Origin of the sequence: Pseudomonas sp. WC2401, from assembly GCF_041200115.1 — a bacterium.
Taxonomy (GTDB): Bacteria; Pseudomonadota; Gammaproteobacteria; order Pseudomonadales; family Pseudomonadaceae; genus Aquipseudomonas; species Aquipseudomonas fragi.
Map to the genome: position 1 here is coordinate 2571224 of NZ_CP165623.1, position 23853 is coordinate 2595076.

At 61.3% G+C, this 23853-nt stretch carries 15 protein-coding genes; 4 read left to right on the top strand and 11 right to left on the bottom strand.

The window, feature by feature from the left end; all coding sequences use genetic code 11:
* Positions 1 to 50: 50 nt before the first annotated feature.
* Positions 51 to 1490 carry a dihydropyrimidinase gene (hydA, locus tag AB3G35_RS11760; RefSeq protein WP_029611352.1) on the bottom strand — a complete coding sequence of 480 codons (1440 nt, stop codon included), beginning with the start codon at positions 1488 to 1490 and terminating at the stop codon, positions 51 to 53.
* 598 nt (positions 1491 to 2088) lie between these two features.
* Here hydA and AB3G35_RS11765 point away from each other — a divergent pair.
* Positions 2089 to 3576 carry an NCS1 family nucleobase:cation symporter-1 gene (locus AB3G35_RS11765; protein ID WP_016780426.1) on the top strand — a complete coding sequence of 496 codons (1488 nt, stop codon included), beginning with the start codon at positions 2089 to 2091 and terminating at the stop codon, positions 3574 to 3576.
* 36 nt (positions 3577 to 3612) lie between these two features.
* A complete protein-coding gene (locus tag AB3G35_RS11770) occupies positions 3613 to 4884 on the top strand; it encodes a Zn-dependent hydrolase (protein WP_016780427.1) in 1272 nt (423 codons plus the stop codon).
* A gap of 831 nt (positions 4885 to 5715) precedes the next feature.
* Here AB3G35_RS11770 and AB3G35_RS11775 read toward each other — a convergent pair.
* The 3 genes from AB3G35_RS11775 to AB3G35_RS11785 are packed head-to-tail and all read right to left on the bottom strand — an operon-like array spanning position 5716 to position 11504.
* Positions 5716 to 7143, bottom strand: coding sequence for an efflux transporter outer membrane subunit (locus tag AB3G35_RS11775; protein ID WP_369782702.1), 1428 nt, complete (start codon positions 7141 to 7143; stop codon positions 5716 to 5718).
* A complete protein-coding gene (locus tag AB3G35_RS11780) occupies positions 7127 to 8293 on the bottom strand; it encodes an efflux RND transporter periplasmic adaptor subunit (protein ID WP_106116151.1) in 1167 nt (388 codons plus the stop codon). Before AB3G35_RS11780 ends, AB3G35_RS11775 begins: the two co-directional genes overlap by 17 nt.
* Complete coding sequence (locus AB3G35_RS11785) at positions 8283 to 11504, bottom strand: efflux RND transporter permease subunit (protein ID WP_324708074.1); 3222 nt, start codon at positions 11502 to 11504, stop codon at positions 8283 to 8285. Before AB3G35_RS11785 ends, AB3G35_RS11780 begins: the two co-directional genes overlap by 11 nt.
* A gap of 189 nt (positions 11505 to 11693) precedes the next feature.
* On the opposite strand from AB3G35_RS11785, the gene AB3G35_RS11790 reads away from it, so the two are divergent.
* On the top strand, positions 11694 to 12104 hold the full coding sequence (locus AB3G35_RS11790) for a hypothetical protein (protein WP_106116153.1): 411 nt from the start codon (positions 11694 to 11696) through the stop codon (positions 12102 to 12104).
* A gap of 182 nt (positions 12105 to 12286) precedes the next feature.
* Here the strand turns inward: AB3G35_RS11790 and mapR are convergent, their stop codons facing one another.
* From mapR to AB3G35_RS11805, 3 genes are all read right to left on the bottom strand, one after another.
* Complete coding sequence (gene mapR / locus AB3G35_RS11795) at positions 12287 to 13699, bottom strand: GntR family transcriptional regulator MpaR (protein WP_106116154.1); 1413 nt, start codon at positions 13697 to 13699, stop codon at positions 12287 to 12289.
* A 148-nt stretch (positions 13700 to 13847) separates the two neighbouring features.
* Positions 13848 to 15269: a cytochrome c oxidase accessory protein CcoG gene (ccoG, locus tag AB3G35_RS11800; RefSeq protein WP_369782703.1), complete on the bottom strand. Its 1422-nt coding sequence runs from the start codon at positions 15267 to 15269 to the stop codon at positions 13848 to 13850.
* A 248-nt stretch (positions 15270 to 15517) separates the two neighbouring features.
* Positions 15518 to 15664, bottom strand: a complete 147-nt coding sequence (locus AB3G35_RS11805; RefSeq protein WP_016780437.1) for a hypothetical protein — start codon at positions 15662 to 15664, stop codon at positions 15518 to 15520.
* A gap of 283 nt (positions 15665 to 15947) precedes the next feature.
* Here AB3G35_RS11805 and glgB point away from each other — a divergent pair, with 283 nt between their 5' ends.
* Positions 15948 to 18167, top strand: coding sequence for a 1,4-alpha-glucan branching protein GlgB (gene glgB / locus AB3G35_RS11810; RefSeq protein WP_369782705.1), 2220 nt, complete (start codon positions 15948 to 15950; stop codon positions 18165 to 18167).
* A 134-nt stretch (positions 18168 to 18301) separates the two neighbouring features.
* Here glgB and AB3G35_RS11815 read toward each other — a convergent pair whose 3' ends face one another.
* The 4 genes from AB3G35_RS11815 to malQ all read right to left on the bottom strand — a co-directional run bounded on the left by AB3G35_RS11815 (position 18302) and on the right by malQ (position 23832).
* A complete protein-coding gene (locus AB3G35_RS11815) occupies positions 18302 to 19105 on the bottom strand; it encodes an endonuclease/exonuclease/phosphatase family protein (protein ID WP_106116156.1) in 804 nt (267 codons plus the stop codon).
* Between the two features lie 94 nt (positions 19106 to 19199).
* Positions 19200 to 21353, bottom strand: coding sequence for a glycogen debranching protein GlgX (gene glgX, locus AB3G35_RS11820; protein ID WP_016780440.1), 2154 nt, complete (start codon positions 21351 to 21353; stop codon positions 19200 to 19202).
* 143 nt (positions 21354 to 21496) lie between these two features.
* The gene (locus AB3G35_RS11825) at positions 21497 to 21724 is read right to left on the bottom strand and encodes a DUF2934 domain-containing protein (RefSeq protein ID WP_016780441.1); all 228 of its coding nucleotides are present in this window, start codon (positions 21722 to 21724) and stop codon (positions 21497 to 21499) included.
* 26 nt (positions 21725 to 21750) lie between these two features.
* Positions 21751 to 23832 carry a 4-alpha-glucanotransferase gene (gene malQ, locus AB3G35_RS11830; RefSeq protein ID WP_369782707.1) on the bottom strand — a complete coding sequence of 694 codons (2082 nt, stop codon included), beginning with the start codon at positions 23830 to 23832 and terminating at the stop codon, positions 21751 to 21753.
* Positions 23833 to 23853: the final 21 nt, after the last annotated feature.

Genomic DNA, 23853 nt, shown 5'->3' on the forward strand with positions numbered 1-23853 from the left:
CCTCACGGTTGTGGGGATCTTCCTGCCTCTGTCGGGCAGTACCTTGTGGCTCAGCGCTTAACAGCCACCGGCTGCTGGTGCTCGGCGCGTTTTTTCAACAAGTCGAACACGGCGGGGTAGGCCGCACGTTCGATGTAACGCCCGGCGCCGCGCTCGGCCCGCAGGTCGCCATCGACCCACACCAGGCGACCCTGGCTGATGGTATGGCTGGGCACGCCACGCACGGTCTTGCCTTCAAAAATATTGAAATCGACATTCTGGTGGTGAGTCTTGGCGGAAATGGTGCGCGTGCCCAAAGGGTCCCACAGCACCAGATCGGCATCGGCTCCTACCCGGATCGTGCCTTTGCGCGGGTAGATATTGAAAATCTTCGCGGTGTTGGTGGAGGTCAGCGCGACGAACTCCTGCATCGACAAACGCCCGGTATTCACCCCTTCATCCCACAACAGCGCCATGCGGTCTTCGATCCCCGCGGTGCCGTTGGGGATCTTGCTGAAATCATCGCGCCCGGCGGCCTTTTGCTCGGCACAAAAGCAGCAATGGTCGGTGGCGGTGGTGTGCAGGTTGCCGGACTGCAGGCCGTGCCACAGGGCTTCCTGATGCCCGCGGGGGCGGAAGGGCGGGCTCATCACATAACCGGCCGCCGTTTGCCAGTCGGGGTGCTGGTACACGCTGTCATCCAGCAGCAAATGCCCGGCCAGTACTTCGCCATATACCGGTTGGCCCTGACTGCGGGCGTAGGTAATTTCGTCGAGTGCTTCACGGGTCGACACATGCACCAGATACAACGGCGTGCCAATGGTCTGGGCAATGCGGATCGCCCGGCTGGCAGCTTCGCCTTCCACCTGGGAAGGGCGCGACAGCGGGTGGGCTTCCGGCCCGGTCATGCCCTGGGCCATGAGTTTGCGTTGCAGGTGGTACACCAGTTCGCCGTTTTCGGCATGCACAGTGGGGACCGCGCCCAGTTCCAGGCAACGCTCGAAGCTGGCCACCAGGGTGTCGTCGGCGGCCATGATCGCGTTCTTGTAGGCCATGAAGTGCTTGAAGCTGTTGATGCCGTGATGGCTGACCAGCTCGGCCATCTCTTCGCGTACCTGCTCGCTCCACCAGGTGATGGCGACATGAAAGCCGTAGTCGGCTGCTGACTTTTCGGCCCAACCGCGCCACTGATGAAAAGCCTCCAGCAGGGACTGCTGCGGGTTGGGAATGACAAAGTCGATAATCGATGTAGTACCGCCGGCCAGACCGGCTGCGGTGCCACTGAAAAAGTCTTCGCTGGCGACGGTGCCCATAAATGGCAATTGCATATGAGTGTGGGGGTCAATACCACCCGGTATCAAATACTGGCCGCTGCCATCGAGCACTTCGCAGTCTGCAGGAACATCAAGATCAGTACCAATTGCGCGGACTAGACCGTCAGCACAATAAACATCCGCACAATAACTTTCATCATGGGTCACAAGCGTAGCGCCACGGATTAACAGCGACATACGGAGTTCCTCGCAGGCTGACCGGCTTGAGCCGGCTCTAAGTGTTGTTATTAAAATTAGTGGGGAGTTTGCATTCCTGCCACTGGTGACAGGAATAAAATCTAGAGGGTTGTTTGAAAATGATCAAACTTTATTTTTTAAGATGTACATTTGAGTTAACTAATTGATTTATATATGTTTTTAAAACAAATCACCAAAATGATGCACGCACTCACCATTTTGACGCACTTGACAGGAATCAAATATAAGCGAAGTTTCTTATGCGAAATCAGGCGCTTGAGTGCGCAGGGCGAAGGGGATGAATCGATAAATTAAATAAGCACGCACCGAGTTGTTTCATTTGGCTATATCAAAAAAACAACACCAGGGATAAATAGGAATGAGAGTCATTTGAATACGAGGTTAAAACAGTTTTAAAACCAGAGAGTTGCAAGTGATAAAAGCCAGTGTGCGGGGAAGGTGCAACTAACACGGCACAGTTCTTGATTGTCGCTGTCATGACCGCGCGGGCCGATGCAGACAAGTGAGTATCCAGGCAAGGGAAACGCCCTGTATCCATGTGCAGGGCCTGACAGCACAAATAAGAGAGTGATCGAACATGCAACCGAGCAGATCAAAAGTCACCGAACGTAACGGCTTGTACGAATTGGACGCCGGGCCTGAAGTCCTCGACAGCCCCCGCTATAACCCAGACATCGCCCCCACCCAGGTGCACGAACGCACCTGGAACAAATGGCATATCACTGCCCTGTGGGTCGGTATGTCCATTTGCGTGCCCACCTACACCCTGGGCGGGGTACTGACCGCGTATTTCGGGTTGTCGGTCGGTGAGGCACTGCTGGCAATCTTGCTGGCCAATATAGTGGTATTGATCCCACTCACCCTCAACGCTTTTGCGGGCACCAAATACGGCATTCCCTTTCCGGTGTTGCTGCGCTCTTCCTTCGGCATTATCGGCTCCAACGTTCCGTGCCTGATCCGCGCCCTGGTGGCGTGTGGTTGGTTCGGGATCCAGACGCTGTTCGGTGGCCTGGCCATTCACCTGTTTCTGGGCTCGGTGTTCGAGGGCTGGAAAAGCCTGGGGGGTACCGGTGAAGTGATCGGCTTCATGATTTTCTGGGCGCTCAACCTGTGGGTGGTGTTGCGCGGCGCCGAGTCGATCAAGTGGCTGGAAACCCTGTCGGCACCGCTGCTGGTGCTGGTCGGTCTGGGTCTGCTGGTGTGGGCGTTGCCCAACGTGTCGATGACCGAACTGCTGGCCCAGCCACCCAAACGCCCGGAAGGCGCCAGCGTGTATGGTTACTTCTTTGCCGGCCTGACCGCGATGGTGGGGTTCTGGGCCACCTTGTCCCTGAACATCCCGGACTTCAGCCGCTACGCCAAAAGCCAGAAAGACCAGATCCTGGGGCAGATTTTTGGCCTGCCGCTGACCATGTTCCTGTTTGCCGCCCTGGGTGTGGTGATGACCGCCGCGTCGGAAAAACTGGTCGGCGTTACCGTGTCCGACCCGGTCAGCCTGATCGGTCATATCCAGAGCCCGGGTTGGGTGGCACTGGCGATGGCATTGATCATCATTGCCACGCTGTCGACCAACACCGCGGCCAATATTGTATCGCCCACCAATGACTTCCAGAACATCGCCCCCAAGCTGATCAACCGCACCACGGCGGTGATATTGACCGGCCTGGTGGGGCTGGCGCTGATGGCCCATGAACTGCTGAAAAAACTCGGCCTGCTGGTCTCGGACGTGAGCCTGGAGACGGTGTATTCCAACTGGCTGCTGGGTTATTCCAGCCTGCTGGGCCCGATTGCCGGGATCATGGTGGTCGACTATTTCATCATTCGTCAGCAAAAACTCGACCTCGCCGGGTTGTACCGCGACGGCGTGTATCCGGCCTGGCACTGGAACGGTTTTATCGCCTTTGGCGTACCTGTGGTGCTGACCCTGCTGTCACTGGGCAGCAACGCTTTTAGCTGGTTCTACGATTTCGGCTGGTTTACCGGGTCGTTGCTCGGGGCCGGGATTTACTACGCGCTGCACCGTCTGGGCAGCCAGCAGGTCGAGACCGTCGAAGGCTCGGTTTGAAGCCGACTCCTATAAAAAATGCCTGAGGAAAACACCATGAACGCTGCACAAGAGCTGCAACAGCAACGCCCGCAATCGATCAACGGCGAGCGCCTGTGGGCCTCGCTGATGGAACTGGCCCAGCTTGGCGCCACGGTCAAAGGCGGCGTGTGCCGCCTGGCCCTTACCGACCTCGACCGTCAGGCCCGGGATATTTTCGTGCGCTGGTGCGAAGAGGCGGGCTGCACCGTCAGCGTGGATGCCGTGGGCAATATCTTTGCCCGCCGCGCCGGGCGCAACCCCGAGTTGCCACCGGTAATGACCGGTAGCCATATCGACACCCAGCCCACGGGCGGCAAGTTTGATGGCTGCTTCGGCGTGCTCGCCGGGGTTGAAGTGCTGCGTACCCTCAACGACCTCAACATCGAGACCGAAGCGCCGCTGGAAGTGGTGGTGTGGACCAACGAAGAGGGCTCGCGATTTGCGCCGTGCATGATGGGCTCCGGGGTATTTGCAGAAAAATTCACCCTCGAAGAAACCCTGGCCAAAACCGATGCCCAGGGCGTAACCGTGGGTGAAGCCCTGGATGCGATCGGCTATGCCGGCAGCCGCAAGGTCAGCGGGCATCCGGTGGGGGCGTACTTTGAAGCCCATATCGAGCAAGGGCCGATCCTCGAAGACGAGCGCAAGACCATCGGTGTGGTGCTGGGTGCCCTGGGGCAGAAATGGTTCGACCTCAACTTGCGCGGCGTCGAAGCCCATGCCGGGCCGACGCCCATGCATCTGCGCAAGGACGCCCTGGTGGGCGCGGCGGCCGTGGTGGCTGCCGTCAACCAGGCTGCCCTCGGCCACCAGCCCCATGCCTGCGGCACCGTGGGTTGCCTGCAAGCCTACCCGGGTTCGCGCAACGTGATCCCCGGAGAAGTGCGCATGACCCTGGATTTCCGGCATTTGCTGCCCGAGCGCCTGGACTCGATGATCGAACAGGTGCGCGGGGTCATCGAGGCCACCTGCAAAGAGCATGGCCTGAGTTTTGAACTGACGCCCACTGCGGATTTTCCGCCTTTGTACTTCAACCCTGATTGCGTCAGCGCGGTACGTGATGCGGCCAATGAACTGGGCTTGTCGAACATGGATATTGTCAGCGGGGCAGGGCATGACGCCATCTTCCTGGCCGAGTTGGGCCCGGCGGGCATGATATTTGTGCCGTGCGAAGGTGGCATCAGCCACAACGAAATCGAAAACGCCGATCCCAAGGATCTCGCGGCGGGGTGTGCCGTGCTGCTCAAGGCGATGTTGGCGGCTTCGAAAACGGTGTGTAGCCGCTGAGGAGCACAGCGAGGCTGCGACGGGTTGCGCCGCGACCTGTGCTTTGACCTGAAGCGAAGGGCCTGCGGCCCTTGTCGCAGCCTGCGGCAGCGGCTACAGGATTCGCATCTGAAGCACGCTCTCATCTGTAGCAGTTAACGAGTAGAACGAGGCTACGTCTGGTTTGGTGTGCCACTGCAACGCAGCAGTCGTAAAACCAGACGCCTGTGGTGTGCCAGTTAGATCCGACTCCCGGGCTTTAGGGCCGCTACGCAGCCTCGCTCCGCTCGTCAACTACTACAAAGATTGCGCCGTACACACTTGCGCCAACAGGTCGGCCAGTTGGCCGCCTCGGAGGTTTTTGATCTGCTTTCGATCTTGATCTACCTGCCCCATCGGGAGGCCGAGAGGAGGTTCTGCGCAGTGGGCCGACCGGCATGGATGCCGGGAGAGCCGCGATGGGCCATGGATGGCCCGTGGCGGCGGGCCCACGGAGCGGGACCGGAGTGAGGGAACCTGAGCGCAGCGAAGGCCGTACGCCAGGGGCAAGGCCTTTTTGGTTCCTTTTGTGGCTGTTTGACAAAAGGGACTCGCCGTAAGGGCGAAACCATAATTTCAGTTAAACGCGAATGCTGGATATGTACTCGGGTTAACTGTTTTCCTGTAGCCGTAGACGAGTAGAACGAGGCTACGTCCGGCTGGGTGCGCCACTGAGACGCAACAGTCGTAAAACTAGGCACCTGCGCGTACCGGTTAAACCCGACTCCGAGCTTTAAGGCCGCTACACAGCCGGACGCAGCCTTGCTCCGCGAGTCAGCTCATACAAGGAACCCGTAACCGGCAACAGAGTATTTACAGGTTTTGTACTGACTGATCCCAACCACCCCCTAGGGCCGTCAATAACCCCACGCTGGCCTGCAACTGCCGGGTGCGCAGGGCTTGTACCTGGCGCTGCGCCTGCAGGGCGGCGGTCTGGGCGGTGACGACGTCCAGGTAACTCACCGCGCCCGCTTCGTAGCTGTGGGTGGCAATGGCCCGGGTGTGTTCGGCCGCGTTGGCCGCGGCCTGTTCGTCGAGGCTTTGCTGTTGCAGGTCGCGCAGCTGGCCCAGGTTATCTTCAACTTCGCGCACCGCGTGCAACACCTGGCTGCGGTAGTGGGCCGAGGCTTCTGCAAATTCAGCCCTGGCCTGGCGCTCCTGAGCATCCAGCCTGCCACCGTCAAAAATCGGCAGGTTGACCAACGGCCCCAACGCCCAGAACCGATTACCAGCAGACAGCAAGTTGCCGCTGCCCTGGGTTTGCCCGCCCAGCAGGCCGGTCAGGCTGAAGTCCGGGTACCAGGCCGCTTTCGCCACGCCGATCCCGGCGTTGGCGGCAAATACCCGGCGTTCGGCTGCGGCGATGTCGGGGCGTCGCTGCAGCAGGGTGCTGGGCAGGGTGTGCGGCGGGTCGGGCAGGCCCAGGGTCTGCTTGCCTGGCGCCAGCTGGAAGCTGCTGGCGGGCTCGCCCACCAGTTCGCCAATGGCGTGTTCGGCCAGGTTACGCTGGCCGCGCACATCGTCCAGTTGCGCCTCGGCTTCGGCCAATTGGCTCTGGGCGCGGGTCAGGTCAAGTTCGGAGGCGATTTGCCCTTCATAGCGCGAGCGGGTCAATGCCAGGGCCTGGCCGTAATCATCCAGCGAGCGGGACAGGATCTGCTGCTGGGCATCCAGCCCGTCAATTTGCACATAAAGGCTGGCCAGTTGGCGTTGCAGGCTAAGGCGCGCCACGGCCAGATCGTCCGCCGAGGCCTGGGCCTGGGCATCTCCTGCTGCCACTTGATTGCGGATTTTGCCCCACAGGTCGAGGTCGAAATTCAGCGCAAACCCCGCCGTATTGCTGTTGTAGACGGGAGGTTGAGTACTGCCGCGCAACGGTCGGTTGTCTGATTGGCGCTGGCGCAGCGGCTGACCACTGGCGCTAACTTGTGGAAAGAGCCCGGCGTGCAACTGGCTGGCATATGCCTGCGCTGCATCAAAGTGCGCCAGCGCCGCGGCCAGATCCGGGTTGGCCTTGAGCAACTGCTGTTGCAGGCTGTTCAGGCGTTCGTCCTGATACACCCGCCACCACTGCGGTGACAGCTGGTCGGCCGGTTGCGCGCTGTGCCACGGGCCGTCGCTGCTTTGCTCGCGGTAGTGCGCGGGCAGTTGCAGGTCGGGGGTCTTGTAGATCGGCGCCAGCGAACAGCCCTGCAACGCCAGGGCCAGTAACAGGGCGCTGCGTTTAAGCCTTGGCTGCATGGGGGGCTCCTGCGTTGGCCAGTTTCACCGAATCACCTTCACGCAAGGCGTCAGGCGGGTTGTCGATGACCGTGTCGGCCGCCTTAAGGCCCTGGTCGATCACCAGTCGCTCACCCAGGTCAAGGCCGATATGGATGGTTTGCAAGTGCACATGCCGAGCGCTGTCGAGCACCGCCACCTGGGTGCCCTGGGCGCGGAAGATCAACGCGCTGGCCGGGATGCTGACGCCGTGGGTATCGGCCGGGATCGACAGCACCGCCTCGGCATAGTCGCCGGGCATCAGCGCGTCGCCGGGGTTTTGCGCGACAAACTGGGCCATCAGGGTGCCGGAACGCTGATCAATCGCGGTCGAGTTGCCGATCAGTGTTGCGTTGAACGTCTGCCCCGGATGTTCCGGTACGTTGAGCTGCACCTGCATGCCGGGGCGGATCACGCTGGCGTAGTTCTGCGGCACCGGCACATACAGGCGCAGCTGGTGGGTGTCGGCGATATCGAACAGCTCGGTATCGCTGTCGGTGTCGGCCTTGATCAACTGGCCAATATCGGTGTGGCGCGCGGTGATGGTGCCGGCGAACGGCGCACGAATGGTCTTGTAGGCTTCCAGCGTCGATAGGCGTGCGTAATCAGCTTCGGCAGCCTGGGCATTGGCCCTGGCGGCGGCTGCATTGGACAGTTTTTCGTCGGCCTCCTGGCGCGATACCGAGTGGCTGGCCAGCAGGTTTTGCCAGCGCGTGGCCGTGGTGGCCGCCAGCCGGGCGTTGGCCTGCTCCTGGCGCATGTGCGCGCGGGTCTGGGCCAGTTGCTGATCCAGATCGGGGCTGTCGATCACTGCCAGAATTTGCCCGGCCTTGACCTTGCTGCCGATATCGGTCTGCCAGCTTTGCAGGTAGCCGTTGACCCGGGCATGGATAGGCGCCTTGCTCCACGCTTCCAGGTGCGCGGGCAGGCGCAGGGTGTCGCCGTGGGCGTTCTGCAGTGGCTGGAACACGCTGACAATCGGCAGTGCGGCCGCTTCGGTCCATTGGCTCACCGCCTGTTCGTGGCGACTGCGGGCGGCCAGGCCGTTGGCCACTAGCAAGGCAGCCAGGGTCAGGCCACCGATGCCCAGGTACATCAAGCGCTTGCGCGAAGGTTTTTGATCAGACGACATGGGAAGTTTCTCCAGCAGCAGCGCGATTTTTTTCACGGCCGTGCACCAGGCTGAACACCACGGGCACGAACAGCAGGGTGGCAACGGTGGCCAGCATCAGACCGCCAATAACGGCGCGTCCGAGGGGGGCGTTCTGTTCTTCTGACAAGGCCAGCGGGAGCATGCCAATCATCATCGCCAGTGCGGTCATACACACCGGTCTGAAGCGTGTGTAGCCCGCTTCCAGCGCCGCCTTGAGGGCATCGCCATGCTCGGCCAGCCGTTCGCGGCAGAAGCTCACCACTAGAATCGAGTTGGCCGTAGCCACCCCCATGCACAGGATGGCGCCGGTCAGGGCGGGCACCGACAGCGAGGTGCCGCTGAGGAACAGCATCCACACAATCCCGGCCAGGGCTGCGGGCAGGGCGGTGATGATCACGAACGGGTCGACCCAGGACTGGAAGTTGACCACGATCAGCAGGTAGATCAGCACCACCGCGCCGAGCAGGCCAAAACTCAGGCCGCTGAAGGCCTCATGCAGGGCGTCGATCTGGCCATGCAGGCTGATGATTGCGCCTTTGGGCCGCAGGTCGGCCGCGCCGTCAATCACCTTTTGCACATCCGCCGCCACCGAGCCCAGATCGCGGCCCTGAATATTGGCGTACAGGTCCAGCGTCGGCTGGATGTTGTAGTGGCTGACCACGGCCGGGCTTTCTACGCGGCTGATGGTGGCCAGCCCGCCGAGGATTTGTGACTGGCCGTTGCTGCCCGTTACCGGCAACGCTTCCAGCGCCGGCAGGCTGTCCAGGCGGTATTGCGGTGTGGCCGCGACCACGCCGTAGGACACACCGTTTTGCGGGTTGAGCCAGAACGTCGGCGCCACCTGGGAGCTGCCTGCCAGCGACGCGACCATGCTGTTGGTTACGTCACGCTCGGTAATCCCCAGGCCATTGGCGCGCAGGCGATCGACCTTGACCTGCAGCGACGGGTACCCCACCGACTGCTGAATGCGCAGATCGGCAATGCCCGGCACATGTTGCAGGCGCCGTTGCAGTTCCAGGGCATAGGCGCGGTTGGCCTCGTCGTCATGCCCGGAGATCTTCACGTCCAGCGGTGCCGGGGCGCCGAAGTTGAGGATCTGGGTGCTGATATCCGCCGGTAAAAATGCGAACTGGCTGCCGGGAAAGCTCTCTGGCAGCGCTTCACGCAGGCGCTTTACATAGTCAGCGGTAGGGCTGTGGCCTTCCTTGAGGGTGACCTGAATATCGCCGTCCTGTGGGCCGATTGTGCCGCTGCTGCTGTAGGCCATATCGATGCCGCTAAGAGGAATGCCGATATTGTCGATCACGGTGTCCAACTGGTCGGCGGGGATGATTTCACGAATGCGCGATTCGATGCGGTCGAAGTCCGCAGCGCTTTCTTCGATGCGTGTCCCCAGCGGCAAGCGCACATGCAGGGCCAGGGCCCCGGCATCGGTGGCCGGGAAAAAGTCCTGGCCCAGGCTTGGCAGCAACACAAAGGAGGCTAGCACGCAGGCCATAAAACCCAGCAAAAAGCGCTTGCGGTTGGCCAGGGCCAACTCCAGCAGTGCGTAATAGGCATCGCGCACCGCCGAGAAGCGCCGCTCGAAACCGGCCTGAAAGCTCAATAGCGCACGCACAGGTGCCGAGTGCTGCTTGCTGTGCTGGTCACCCTCGTGATGGTTGATGTAGCCGTCTTCTGGGTGATGCCCGGCACCTTCCTCCGGCACATGTGGCTTGAGCAGAAACAGCGCCAGGGTCGGCACCAGGGTGCGCGACAGAATAAAGGAGCTGCCCATGGCGAAAATCACCGACAGTGCCATCGGGCGGAACAGGTAGCCGGCAATGCCTTGCAACATGAACATCGGCACAAACACGATGCAGATACACAGCAGCGACACGAAGGCCGGGCCGACGATCTGCTTGGCGCCGTCGAGGATCGCGTCGCGCACCGACTTGCCCTGTTCAAGGTGCCAATTGATGTTTTCGATGGTGACGGTGGCATCGTCCACCAGAATCCCCACCGCCAGCGCCAGCCCGCCGAGGGTCATGACATTGAGGGTTTGCCCGCTCAGGGCCAGCAGTGCGATCGCAGACAGCACGGCCAGGGGGATCGACACGGCAATAATCAGGGTTGAACGCCAGCTACCGAGGAACAGCAGGATCATGGCGCTGGTCAGCAGGGCGGCAATAATGCCTTCCTGGGCCACACTGCCCACCGATTGCTTGACGAACACCGAGGCGTCGCCCAGCAACGAAGTTTTCAGGGAGGGCGGCAGGGTTTCGTTGATGCGCGGCAGCATCCCGCGAATGCCGTCGACAATGGACAGCGTTGAGATATTGCCGTTCTTCAGCGCCGGCATCAGCACTGCCCGGTGGCCGTCGACCCGCACGATATTGGTTTGCGGCGGCGAGCCATCACGCACATGGGCCACCTGGCCGATGGTGATCAGCGCACCATCGACGGTCTTGATCGGCAGGTCATTGAGTTCGTCGATGGCCTTGGGGCTGTTATTGAGCAACACCGTGTACTCATATGTACCGAGCTTGGCGGTGCCCACCGGGATGATCTGGTTCTGCGCCGCCAGGGCATTGCCCACGTCCTGCGCCGACAGGCCCTTGGCCGCCAGCGCCTGGGGGTCGAGGTCGAGGGTGATCTGGCGTTGCTTGCCGCCCATGGGGGTGGGCATGGCCAGGCCGGGCAGGGCACTCAGGGGCAGGCGGATATTGTTCTGCACCAGATCGCGGATTTTCGCTTCCGACAAGGTAGGGCTGGAGAACGCCAGTTGCAGGATCGGTACGGTCGAGGCGCTGTAATTGAGGATCAGCGGTGGGGTAATGCCCGGCGGCATTTGCTTGAGTACGGTTTGTGACACGGCCGTCACTTGCGCATTGGCGGTACGAATATCGACCCCGGGCTGGAAGAAAATTTTCACGATGCCCATGCCGGGCAGTGACTGCGACTCGATATGTTCGATGTCGTTGACTGTGGTACTGAGCGAGCGCTCGTAGGTGTAGATCACCCGGCCCGCCATATCCGCCGGGGCCAGCCCGGTGTATTGCCACACCACGGCCACCACTGGAATACCGATGTCGGGGAACACATCCGTGGGGGTGCGAACAGCCGCCAGCGGCCCGATGATGCAGATGAAAATCGCCAGCACGATAAACGTGTAGGGCTTGTGCAGTGCGGTCTTTACCAGCCCGAGCATGCCTGGACCTCCGGGGAGTGGAATTGCAAACCTCGGCAGTCTCACCGCTCAAACCTAACGATCCGCTTTCAGCAACGTGAAGGTTCCTTTAGTAACGGGCTGAATTTCCCTTCACTTTCATTCATTTGGCGCAAGGCGCGGGGCGCTGCAAGCTTGAGGCCTACTCCATTGTTTCGAGGCACGCCTGCGATGAACCTTAAACCGCTGTTGCTGATTCCCTCCCTGGGCCTGGTGCTCTTGCTGTCGGCCTGTGCCGGGCCGATGCCCAGGCAAGACCCGGGCGAGGCGTGGATCGGTCTTAAAGAAGAGGGCAACAGTGACCTGATGGCCGAACGCGTGGATGGCAAAAACATCAACGATGGCCGCTACTTCGAAGTCACCCCCGGTGCCCACCGCCTGGACGTGACCTTGTTTGAAGGGGCCACGGGCGATGAAAACCAGGTGGATTGCCAGGGCAAGGTCAACTACACCGGGTTCAAGGCCGGCGAGCGCTACCAACTAATCGAATCGAGCCTGGGGCCTGAGATCAGCGCAAGGCTGGTGGATGGCCACGGCAAGGAAGTGGCACACACGGCGGACTTCACCTGTATGCCGGGGTGAGATTGCCCCTGTAGCCGCTGCCGAAGGAACGAGGCTGCGTTCGGCGACGCAGTCGTCGTAAAGCCTGAACCTCGGTCTTTCAGTCAAATCACGGGTGAAGGTTTTACGAGCGCTTCGTCGCGGTGGCGCACCATCTCGAACGTAGCCTCGTTCCTTCGGCAACTGCTACAGGAATGTGGGCATCAACTGAACGACTTGACGATCTTGCCCAATGTTTCCATGGCCTTTTCGCAAGCAGCATCCCACGGGCTGCCATAGTTCAGGCGGATGCAGTTGCGAAAGCGCTGGGTGGCCGAGAAGATCGGCCCCGGTGCAATGCTGATCCCTTGCGCCAACGCCATCTGGAACAGTTTGAGCGAGTCCATCTGCTCGGGCAGCTCCAGCCACAGAAAGTAACCGCCCGACGGCTGGCTGACCCGTGTCTGCGCCGGAAAATACCGGGCAATGGCCGCCAGCATCGCGCTTTGCTGTTCTTCCAGGGCATAGCGCAACTTGCGCAGGTGCCGGTCGTAGCCGCCGTGTTGCAGGTAATCGGCAATGGCAGCCTGGGCCGGCATGGAGGCGCACAGCGAGGTCATCAGTTTCAGCCGTTCGATTTTCTGCGCGTAACGGCCCGCCGCCACCCAGCCAATGCGATAGCCCGGTGCCAGGCTTTTGGCAAACGAGCCGCAATGCATCACCAGCCCTTCGGTATCAAAGGCCTTGGCCGGTTTGGGCGGGTGCTGGCCGTAATACAGTTCGGCGTACACATCGTCTTCAATCAGCGGCACCTGATGCGTGCGCAGCAGTTCGACCAGCGCCTGTTTCTTGGCCTCGGGCATGGTCGCGCCAATCGGGTTCTGGAAGCTGGTCATGCACCACACGGCCTTGATCGGGTGGCGCTCCAGGGTTTGTGCCAGCACCCCGAGATCGATGCCATCACGGGGGTGCACCGGGATTTCCACGGCCTTGAGCTTGAGCCGCTCCAGTACTTGCAGGCAGGCGTAGAACGCCGGGGCCTCGATGGCCACCAGGTCGCCGGGCTCGGTGACGGCCTGCAGGCACAGGTTGAGGGCCTCCAGCGCGCCATTGGTGATCAGCAGCTCTTCCATCGGCAGCATCAGCCCGCCGACCATGTAGCGCAGGGCTATTTGCCGGCGCAGTTGCGGGTTGCCGGGGGACATGTCGGTGACCACCATGCGCGGGTCCATCTCGCGGCTGGCGGTGGCCATCGAACGGGCCAGGCGCTGCAGCGGAAACAGCATCGGGCTGGGGAAGGCCGAGCCGAATGGCACGGTGTGCGGGTCCTTGATGGAGTCCAGCACCGAAAACACCAGGGCGCTGACATCCACCTGGGTGGATTCGGTGACATGGCCGCTGAACACCGGTTCACAGAAGGCGCCGGGGGTGTGGGTGTTGACGAAATAGCCCGAGCGCGGCTTGGCCCGGATCAGGCCGCGGCGCTCCAGCAGGTAATAGGCCTGGAACACCGTCGAGGGGCTGACCCCATAGGTCTGGCTGGCATAGCGCACCGAAGGCACGCGCTGCCCGGGGCCGAGCACCCCGGAGCGGATCAGTTCGGCAATATCGTCGGCGAATTTTTCATAGCGTTTCATGGGGTAAGGCTCGGTCCGGCGTTGGGTTGCACGCAGTACAAATGTGTGGGAGCGGGCTTGCTCGCGATAGCCTCACCGCGATTGGTCTGACACACCGCAGCGATCCTGTCGCGAGCAAGCCCGCTCCCACACACAACATATTTGCAGATTAACGGTTCAGCGGTGCAACGAAACGGCTTTTGGCCACGCTGCGGATGTTCGGTTCATCGGTGTCGGTGACCACAAATTCGAGGGTCTGCGAGCTGCTTTTCGGGCGCTCGGCCAGTAGTGCGACAGACACCGGCACATCGACAATCTCGCCGGGGGCCAGGGTCAGTTCGGTCTTGCCCTGCAACTGGAAGTCCTCGGCGTCCTGCAACGACACCCGATAGTGCTGCGGTTCCTGGGTCTTGTTGATGATTTTCAGGCTGTAGATGTTCTCGATCTGGCCCTGACTGTTCTCGCGGAACAGGCCACGGTCCTTGATCACGTCCAGGGACACCATGGTACGCATGTTCAGGGCCATCACCAGCGCGCCGATCATCACCACCAGTACCACGGCGTAGCCGATCAGGCGCGGGCGCAGCAGGTGGGTCTTGCCGCCTTGCAGTTCGTGCTCGGAGGTGTAGCGCACCAGGCCCGGGGCGTAACCCATTTTTTCCATCACCGAGTCGCAGGCATCGATACAGGCTGCGCAGCCGATGCATTCCATTTGCAGGCCATCGCGGATATCGATGCCGGTGGGGCAGACCTGCACGCACATATGGCAATCGATGCAATCCCCCAGCCCGGTCTGCTTGGGCTCCACCCCGCGCTTGCGCGGGCCACGGCTTTCGCCGCGGGCCACGTCATAGGAAATGGCCAGGGTGTCCTTGTCGAACATCACGCTCTGGAACCGTGCATACGGGCACATGTGCATGCACACCGCCTCGCGCAGCCAGCCGGCGCTGAGATAGGTGGCACCGGTGAAAAACAGCATCCAGAACAGGCTGATACCGGCGATTTCCAGGGTCAGCAATTCAGTGGCCAACGGCCGTACCGGCGTGAAGTAGCCGACGAAGGTCAGCGCGGTCATCACGCTGATGGCCAGCCACAGCGAGTGCTTGGCCGTGCGGCGCAGGATCTTGTTCAGGCGCCAGGGTGCGGCTTGCAGTTTTATGCGCTGGTTTCTATCACCTTCGGTGATCTTTTCGCACCACATAAACAGCCAAGTCCAGGTGCTTTGCGGGCAGGTGTAGCCACACCACACCCGGCCGGCAAATACCGTGATCGCAAACAGGCCGAAGGCGGCAATGATTAGCAGTGCCGAGAGCAGGATAAAGTCCTGCGGCCAGAAGGTTGCGCCGAAGATATGGAATTTGCTTTCAGATAAATCCCAAAGGACCGCCTGGCGGCCGTCCCAATTCAGCCAGACCGTGCCAAAGAACAGCAAAAACAACAGGCCTGCGCCCAGGATCCGCAGGGTGCGGAACAGGCCGGTGAAACTGCGGGTGTGAATCAGGTTGTCGCTGGACTTGTTTTTGATTTTTGCGGCCCTTGGTCGGGGAGCCTCAAATGATTCAAGTATCTGGACGGGAATTTGTTCGCTCATGGTCTTTCGCTCATCAGCCTCCATCAGGCATGAGCACTATGCCCAGCGAACTGTTTGCAGAACAGGCTCAGGTATTTGATTTAAAACCGGATCAGATGCGCTCTGGCGACGGCCTGCGACAATCTGCTGCATCCGGGGCTGTGCCCCGGTTTTACAGGCTTTGCGCGCCTTTAACGCAGTTCTGTGGAACAGAGGGTGATCGGGGTCAAGCAAATCAGCGAATCACCCTCTGTCGTGGCCAGCCAGCTTCACACCTTTCGCGGCACTTGCTCACAAGGCGGGTCACCGATGGGCTGCGGGTCAGGCTCTTGCTCTGGCGGCGCCGGGGGAACGGGTGGCAAGGCTGGCTTGTCGATATTGGGGTCGGGGGTTTCAGGGGCAATGGGGATGCTCATCACGATGGCCTCATGGTGGCGGGATGTGAAGGCTGTCGGGTGGTTGACCCGCCGTGGGCAGGTTTGATTCCGCTGATGTGACCGACGGCGCAAAACGCTATGGGTGCTGCAATCTTTGCATGTGTTTTGCATAAACCAAGGGCAATTAGCCCTCACGGGGAACCCCACAACAGCTAGTCTTGGTGGGGACTGTGGATTGTAGGACATAGGCCAAGTCGATGACTGAAAAGTATGCACATGCATACACAACCTTTACCGGACGGAGAGCAGCATGAGTTCGAGCATGGATACTGGTAAAGGTAAAGACTCGCTGTTACCCGCCCCTACGGATATCGACGCACTGACCAAGGCCGAGCACCCCGATCCGTTTGCGGTGCTGGGGGCACATGCCGATGGCGGCGGCGGGCAGTTTATCCGGGCTTATTTGCCCGGCGCGACAAATGTCAATGTACTGGCCAGGGATACCGGTGAGGTGCTGGGCCGTCTTGATGATGCAAACGTGCCCGGCCTGTTTGTCGGGCATTTCACACAGGCGCGGCCGTACTTGCTGCAGGTTGATTGGGGCAATGCGGTGCAGACCAGCGAAGATCCCTACAGCTTTGGCCCGCTGCTGGGTGAGATGGATCTGTATCTGTTTGCCGAAGGCAATCACCGCGATTTAAGTAGCTGCTTCGGGGCGCAATTGATGCATGTCGATGGCGTACCGGGGGTGCGCTTTGCCGTGTGGGCGCCGAATGCGCGGCGCGTCTCGGTGGTGGGTGATTTCAACGGCTGGGACGGCCGTCGCCACCCCATGCGCCTGCGCCATGCCAACGGCGTGTGGGAGCTATTTGTGCCGCGCCTGCAAGCGGGCGAAGCCTACAAGTATGAAATCCTCGGCGCCAACGGCATCTTGCCGCTCAAGGCCGATCCCGTGGCCCTGGCCACGCAGTTGCCGCCGGATACCGCGTCCAGGGTTGCCGCGCCCCTGGCCATCGACTGGCAGGACGGCGAGTGGATGCAAGCCCGTGAACAGCGCCAGCGCCATGATGCGCCGCTGTCGATCTATGAGTTGCATGCAGGCTCATGGCAATGTGAGGTCGATGATGTCGGTGATATCGCCCGCCAGTACACCTGGCCGGAGCTGGCCGAGCGCCTGATCCCTTATGTGCAGCAACTGGGCTTCACCCATATCGAGCTGATGCCGATCATGGAGCACCCGTTCGGTGGTTCCTGGGGTTATCAGCCCCTGTCGCAATTTGCGCCGACGGCCCGTTATGGCTCGCCAGATGATTTTGCCGCGTTCGTCAATGCCTGTCACATGGCCGGTATCGGCGTGATTCTGGACTGGGTGCCGGCGCATTTCCCCAACGATACCCACGGGCTGGCGCAGTTTGATGGCACGGCGCTGTACGAATACGCCAACCCGCTTGAAGGCTTTCATCAGGACTGGAATACCCTGATTTACAACCTGGGCCGCACTGAGGTGCATGGCTTTATGCTGGCTTCGGCGCTGCACTGGCTCAAGCATTTCCATATCGACGGGCTGCGCGTGGATGCAGTGGCCTCGATGCTGTACCGCGATTATTCGCGCAAGGCCGGGGAATGGGTGCCCAACCGTCATGGCGGGCGGGAAAACCTCGAAGCCATCGAGTTTTTGCGCCATCTCAACGATGTGGTTGCCTGCGAAGTGCCGGGCGCACTGGTGATTGCCGAAGAGTCCACGGCTTGGCCCGGCGTCAGCCAGAGCACCGATCAGGGCGGGCTGGGGTTTTCCTACAAATGGAACATGGGCTGGATGCACGATTCGCTGCACTACATTCAGCAAGACCCGGTGTACCGCGCCCACCATCACAACGAGCTGAGCTTTGGCCTGGTCTATGCCTGGACCGAGCGCTTTATCCTGCCGATTTCCCATGATGAAGTGGTGCATGGCAAGCACTCGCTGATCGACAAGATGCCCGGAGATCGCTGGCAGAAATTCGCCAACCTGCGTGCCTATTTGAGCTTTATGTGGGCGCATCCGGGTAAGAAATTGCTGTTTATGGGCTGCGAATTCGGCCAGTGGCGCGAGTGGAACCATGATCAGCAGCTGGACTGGTATTTGCTGCAATACCCCGAGCACCGGGGCGTGCAGAAGCTGGTGGGTGACTTGAACCGGCTGTACCGCGAGCAGCCTGCGCTGTATGAGCAGGATGATGTACCGCAGGGCTTCCAATGGTTGATTGGCGATGATGCGGCCAACAGCGTTTATGCCTGGCTGCGCTGGAGCAAGGATGGCCAGCCCTTGCTGGTGGTCACCAACTTTACCCCGGTACCACGTGAGGGGTATCGCATTGGCGTGCCGTTTGCTGGCACCTGGCAGGAGGTGATCAACAGTGACTCGGCCATCTATGCCGGTTCTGACTATGGCAACGGCGGTGGTGTGGTGACCCAGCAGGTTGCCAGCCACGGCCAGGATGTGTCGCTGGCCTTGAACCTGCCGCCGCTGGGGGTGTTGATACTGCGGCCGGTGACTGGGTAAAGCCAAAGCCCCTCACCCTAAGCCTCTCCCGAAGGGAGAGGGGACTGGCCGCACGCGGACTCAAGAACACCACCCATCAGCACCCTCTCCCTCGGGAGAGGGTGAGGGTGAGGGCATGGCGGGCTTCCCCCGTATTACAAATGCACCTCAACCGCCAACGGCAAATGATCCGATAAATGGCTCCACGGTTTGTCGCCGAGGATCCTTGGGTCATGGCTGCTGGCATTGCGCAGGTAGATGCGGTCCAGGCGCAACACCGGCCAGCGGGCCGGGTAGGTTTTCGCCACCTTGCCATGATGGCGCTCAAACACTTCATGCAGGTCGTCGCGCTGGCGCAGGGCGGCATTGCCTTGCTGCTTCCAGTCGTTGAAATCACCGGCAATGATCACCGGCTCATGGGGCGGCAAGGATTTAAGCAACTGGTTGAGCAAAACAATCTGTAGCTGACGATGGCTTTCCAGCAGGCTCAAGTGCACGCAAATGGCATGTACATTGTCATGCCCGGGCACGTCCAGCACGCAGTGCAGCAGGCCGCGCCGTTCAGGCCCGGTGATCGACACATCGAGATTGCGCGAGGCCTTGATCGGGAACTTGGACAGCAAGGCATTGCCGTGATGACCATCGGGGTAAACGGCATTCTGCCCGTAGGCAAAGTCGCTCCACATGCTGTCCGCGAGGAATTCATATTGTGAGGTGGCAGGCCAGTCTTCGTAGCGCGAGGCGTGTTTACCGTGCTCGCCAAGCACCTCCTGCAAAAACACCAGATCGGCACCGGTACTGCGCACCGCTTCGCGCAGCTCGGGCAGGATGAAGCGGCGGTTAAAGGCGGTAAAGCCCTTGTGCGTATTGACCGTCAGTACCTTGATTTGATGCACGGCAGGCGCTGTTGCCGGGGTGGCAGATAAAAGTGGGTTGCCGACAGCATATTCAGTGGGCATGGTCACTCCTCTGTCAGGGGCAGTTTCAAAGCGGCAAGCTCAAACAACAGCTTGCCGCTTTTTATGGGGGTGCACTTGATGTTTATCAATACTTCTACGACACCTCGGTGTGTTGCAGCTCGAACAACACCAGCGAGCGCCCGGTAACCTCGTAGGGCTTGTTGAAGGGCAGGTGCTGCGGGCCCTTGATGCTCGGGTCGGTGGTGTCGAGCCTGCATGACCAACTGATGCCGTGGGGCACTTTGGGCAGGGTGAAACTGACCGGGTCGTGGTTGGCATTGACCACGATCAGCAACGTGGCGTCAGCACCGGCGCGCTGCACCCCGGACACTTGCGCACGGCCATCGAGCAGCATGCCCATGCAGCGGGCCTGGGCGTCTTCCCACTGTTCTGTGGTCATCTCGTTGCCGTCGGGGGCCAGCCAGGTCACGTCCTTGAACTCGGGCGTGTCGACAGAGTGACCGACCAGGAACAGGCCACGCCGCAGGATCGGGTACTGCAGGCGCAACTTGATCAGGCGTTTGACAAAGGCCTGCAGGGATTTGCCGGCCTTGTCCAGTTCCCAGTTGATCCAGCCGATTTCGCTGTCCTGGCAATAGGCGTTGTTGTTGCCGTGCTGGGTACGCGCAAATTCGTCGCCCGCCACCAGCATCGGTGTGCCCTGGGCCAGGAACAGGGTGGCCATGAAATTGCGCATCTGGCGCTGGCGCAAGGCGTTGATTTCGGGATCGTCAGTAGGGCCTTCGACGCCGTGATTCCAGGAAATATTGTTGTTGCTGCCGTCCTGGTTGTTTTCCTCGTTGGCTTCGTTGTGCTTGTCGTTGTAGGACACCAGGTCGTGCAGGGTAAAGCCGTCATGGGCGGTAATGAAGTTGACCGAGCTATAGGGCCTGCGGCCTCGCTGGTTGAACAGGTCGGCCGAGCCGGTCATGCGCCCGGCAAATTCAGCCAGCTTGCCTTCGTCGCCCTTCCAGAAGGCGCGCACTGTGTCGCGAAAGCGGTCGTTCCACTCTGCCCAGCCGGGCGGGAAACCGCCGACTTGATAGCCGCCGGGGCCACAGTCCCAGGGTTCGGCGATCATTTTCACCTGGCGCAGCAGGGGGTCCTGGCGGCAAGCCACCAGAAAGCTGTGACGCTCGTTGAAGCCGTCGTGGTAACGCCCGAGGATGGTCGCCAGGTCGAAGCGGAAACCGTCGACGTGCATTTCGCGCGCCCAGTAGCGCAGCGAGTCGGTGACCATCTGCAAGACGCACGGGTGGCTCAGGTCGAGGGTGTTGCCGGTGCCGGAGTCGTTGATGTAATAGCGCTTGTCATCGGGCATCAGGCGGTAGTACGAGGCGTTGTCGATGCCGCGCATGGACAGGGTGGGACCTTGCTCGTTGCCTTCGGCGGTGTGGTTGTAGACCACATCCAGGATCACCTCCAGCCCGGCCTTGTGCAGGTGCGCCACCGTTTCCTTGAACTCGGCAATCTTGCCGCTGGCCAGGTAGCGCGGGTCCGGGGCGAAAAAGGCGATGCTGTTGTAGCCCCAATAATTGGTCATGCCTTTTTGCAGCAGGTGCTGGTCGTTGACGAAGGCATGCACCGGCAGCAGTTCGACACTGGTCACGCCAAGGTCGGTGATGTGCTCGACCACCTCGTCCACCATCAAACCGGCAAAAGTGCCGCGCAGCGCATCCGGCACGGCCGGGTGGCGCATGCTGATACCGCGCACATGGGCTTCATAGAAGATGGTGCGCTCCCACGGCACGCTCAGTCGGCGGTCATGGCCCCAGGTGTGCGCCGGGTCGACGACCTTGCACTTGGGCACGAAGGGCGCGCTGTCCCGTTCATCGAAACTCAGGTCGGCATCGGGGTGGCCGATGGTGTAGCCAAACAAGGCTTCGGACCATTTCAGTTCGCCTACCAGTTGCTTGGCATAGGGGTCGATCAGCAATTTGTGGTGGTTGAAACGGTGGCCGTTTTCCGGCTCGTAGGGGCCGTAGACGCGGTAACCGTAGACCTGCCCCGGGTGGGCATCGGGCAAATAACCATGAAAGGTTTCGTCGGTGTACTCGGGCAGTTCGATCCGCTCCAGTTCGACTTCACCCGCCGCGTCGAACAGGCACAGTTCGACTTTGCTGGCGTTGGCCGAGAACAGGGCGAAATTGACGCCCAGGCCATCCCAGGTGGCACCGAGGGGGAAGGGCAGCCCTTCGCGGATGCGCAAGGGGTCGCCAGTGGGCGGTGCTGACGTGTGTTTACTCATGACCTGCTCCTGCACAACCGGAATTTAAGACGTAGATGGCCCGTGGGAGCTGGCTTGCCTGCGATCAAGACACCTCGGCACATCAGGTTGGCCGGGTTGATCCAATCGCGGGCAAGCCCGCTCCCACAGGGGGTGGCGGCTACTCAAGACGAGGCAGGCTTGCGCGGTGCCCGGGGTTTTTTCTCGCCAGCAGGTTTTGCTGCGGCCTTGGCCTTGGTGGCCTTTGCCGGCGCCTTGGAGGGGGCCAGGGCTTGCGCCTGGGCCAGTTTGTGAGCCATTTCCCAGTGGCGGGCCTCCTGGCCCTGCGGACGGCCCTCGGATTCCCAGATCTGATAGGCAAATTCACGAATGTGTTTGTCGTCATTACTCATGGTAAAGCTCCTTGCTCTTGGGTGAGTTAGCGGTCTCGTTCGTGGGCTTGCAGGCGGGCGCAAGCCAGTAACTCGAAGCGTTGCGTGGCATCGATGGCGTCCAGCAACAGGCTGCAATCGCCCGGCAGCCTTCGGCACCAGTTGGGGTGGCCACTGACGGTGCCAGGCACATTGGCTTGTTCCTCAAGCCCCAGGGCATCCTCGATCGGCAGCAGCACCAGGGGCGCACGGGTGTGCCCCAGAAAACGGATGCTGGCGTCCAGTGTCGGGGCGTTGCCCTGGACTTCTTCCTGAAAATTCTGCGGGTCCAGGCGCAGGGCCCGATCCAGCCCTTCACATTCTCGCTGGCGCTCCTCGCGCCAGCGTTGCGCGGCAATCGGGTCGATCAGGTTGAGGCGTTCGTTCCAGTCGATATCACGCGCGCGCAGCCAGCCGGTGAGTGTTGGCAGGTCGTGGGTGCTGGTGGTGGCCAGGGCATCATCCGGCCAGTCCAGAATGGGTTTGAAGCGGGCACCGTAGTCCTGCTCGAACAGCAGTACGCGAATGCCCAGGATCGCCCGTTCGCTGAGCTTTTCCCGCAGGCCTTCCGGCACCGTACCGAGGTCTTCACCGAGGACGATGGCCTGATGGCGCACGGACTCCAGGCAGACCAGGCGCAGCAAGTCATCGATGGGGTAATACAGGTACGCGCCCTGGTCGGGCGATGCCCCCAGGGGGATCACCCACAAGCGCTGCAAGCCCAGCACATGGTCGATACGCAGGCCACCGGCGTGGGCAAAGTTGGCGCGCAGCATTTCAATAAACGCGCGAAAACCGCTGCGTTTGAGGCCTTCAGGCGAGAACGCAGAAATGCCCCAGCCCTGGCCTGCGCGGTTGAGGGCATCGGGTGGCGCACCGACGGTCAGTTGCGCGAGCAATTCGTCCTGGCGGCACCAGGCCTGGCTGCCAGCGCCATCGGCACCCACCGCCAGATCGGCAATCAGGCCGATGGCCATGCCACTGGCGCGGGCCGTGGCCTGGGCGCGCTCCAGGCAACTGGCGATCAACCATTGGCAAAAAGCGTAATAGGCGATGGTCTGGCGATGCTCCTCGGCAAACTGCAGTAGCGCCGGGCTGTCCGGGTTGCGCCATTGCTCGGGCCAGTCGCGCCAGTCGAGGCTGTGTTGCTCGGCCACGCAGAGTTCCTGCAGGGCTTCAAAGCGGCAGTGATTTTCCAGGGCTTCGCCGCCCCGTTGGCGAAAATGCTGGAAGTCAGCGTCAAGCGGGTGCGCTTGGCGGATGAAGTCCTGGTAGAGCTGGCGCAGCAGGGTCTGCCTGGCCCGGGCGGCCGCGGGCCAATCGATCAGCGGCAGCTGTTCCAGGCGCTGCAATTCGTCTTGCAAGCCTGTGGCCTCGATGGCCCTGTGCAGCGCCTCCTCGCCGAGGATACTGGCCGGTGCTGCATACAGGCTGTTGAGAAACAGGCGGCTGGAGGGTGAGTACGGGCTGTAGTGCTTGGGCGCGCTACTAAACATGGCGTGTACAGGGCTGATGGCCAAAGCATCGGCCCCCCGTTCTGCCACCCCTTGCAGCAGGGTTTCCAGGGCCCGGGTGTCGCCAAAGCCGCCATCGCCATGACGGCGCAGCGAATACAGTTGCACGCTCAGCCCCCAGGCCCGCGGTGCCGATTGATGCAGGGCGTCGGCAATGCTGAAGCACCTGGCCGGGGCCACGGCCAGGGTGAATTGCTGATCGTCCAGATGCACCCGGTGATAACCGATGGGGATCATGCCCGGCAGCATGGCGTCGGCATCCAGCTGGATTGGCAGTGATTCACCGTTCTCCAGGTGAACGACGCACTGGCGATGGGGGTGGAAATAGCGTGACAGGTCCAGCGCCTTGCCGACATCAGCCGTCAGCAGGGGCGGCAGACGTTTGTTCTGTTGTTCCAGCTGCAGGTTGAGCAGGCTGGTTTCGATGGCCTCGGCACTGTCGGCAGGCAAACCCAGCCCCGCCAGAATGGCTTCCAGTACCTGGGGCGTGACGCGTTGTGGCTGGCCGTTGGCATCAATCCAGTCAACGGCCAGCCCGGCTCGGCCGGCGAGTACTTCTAGTTGCGCTTCACTCATTGGCGGTTCCCTTGCTGGCGA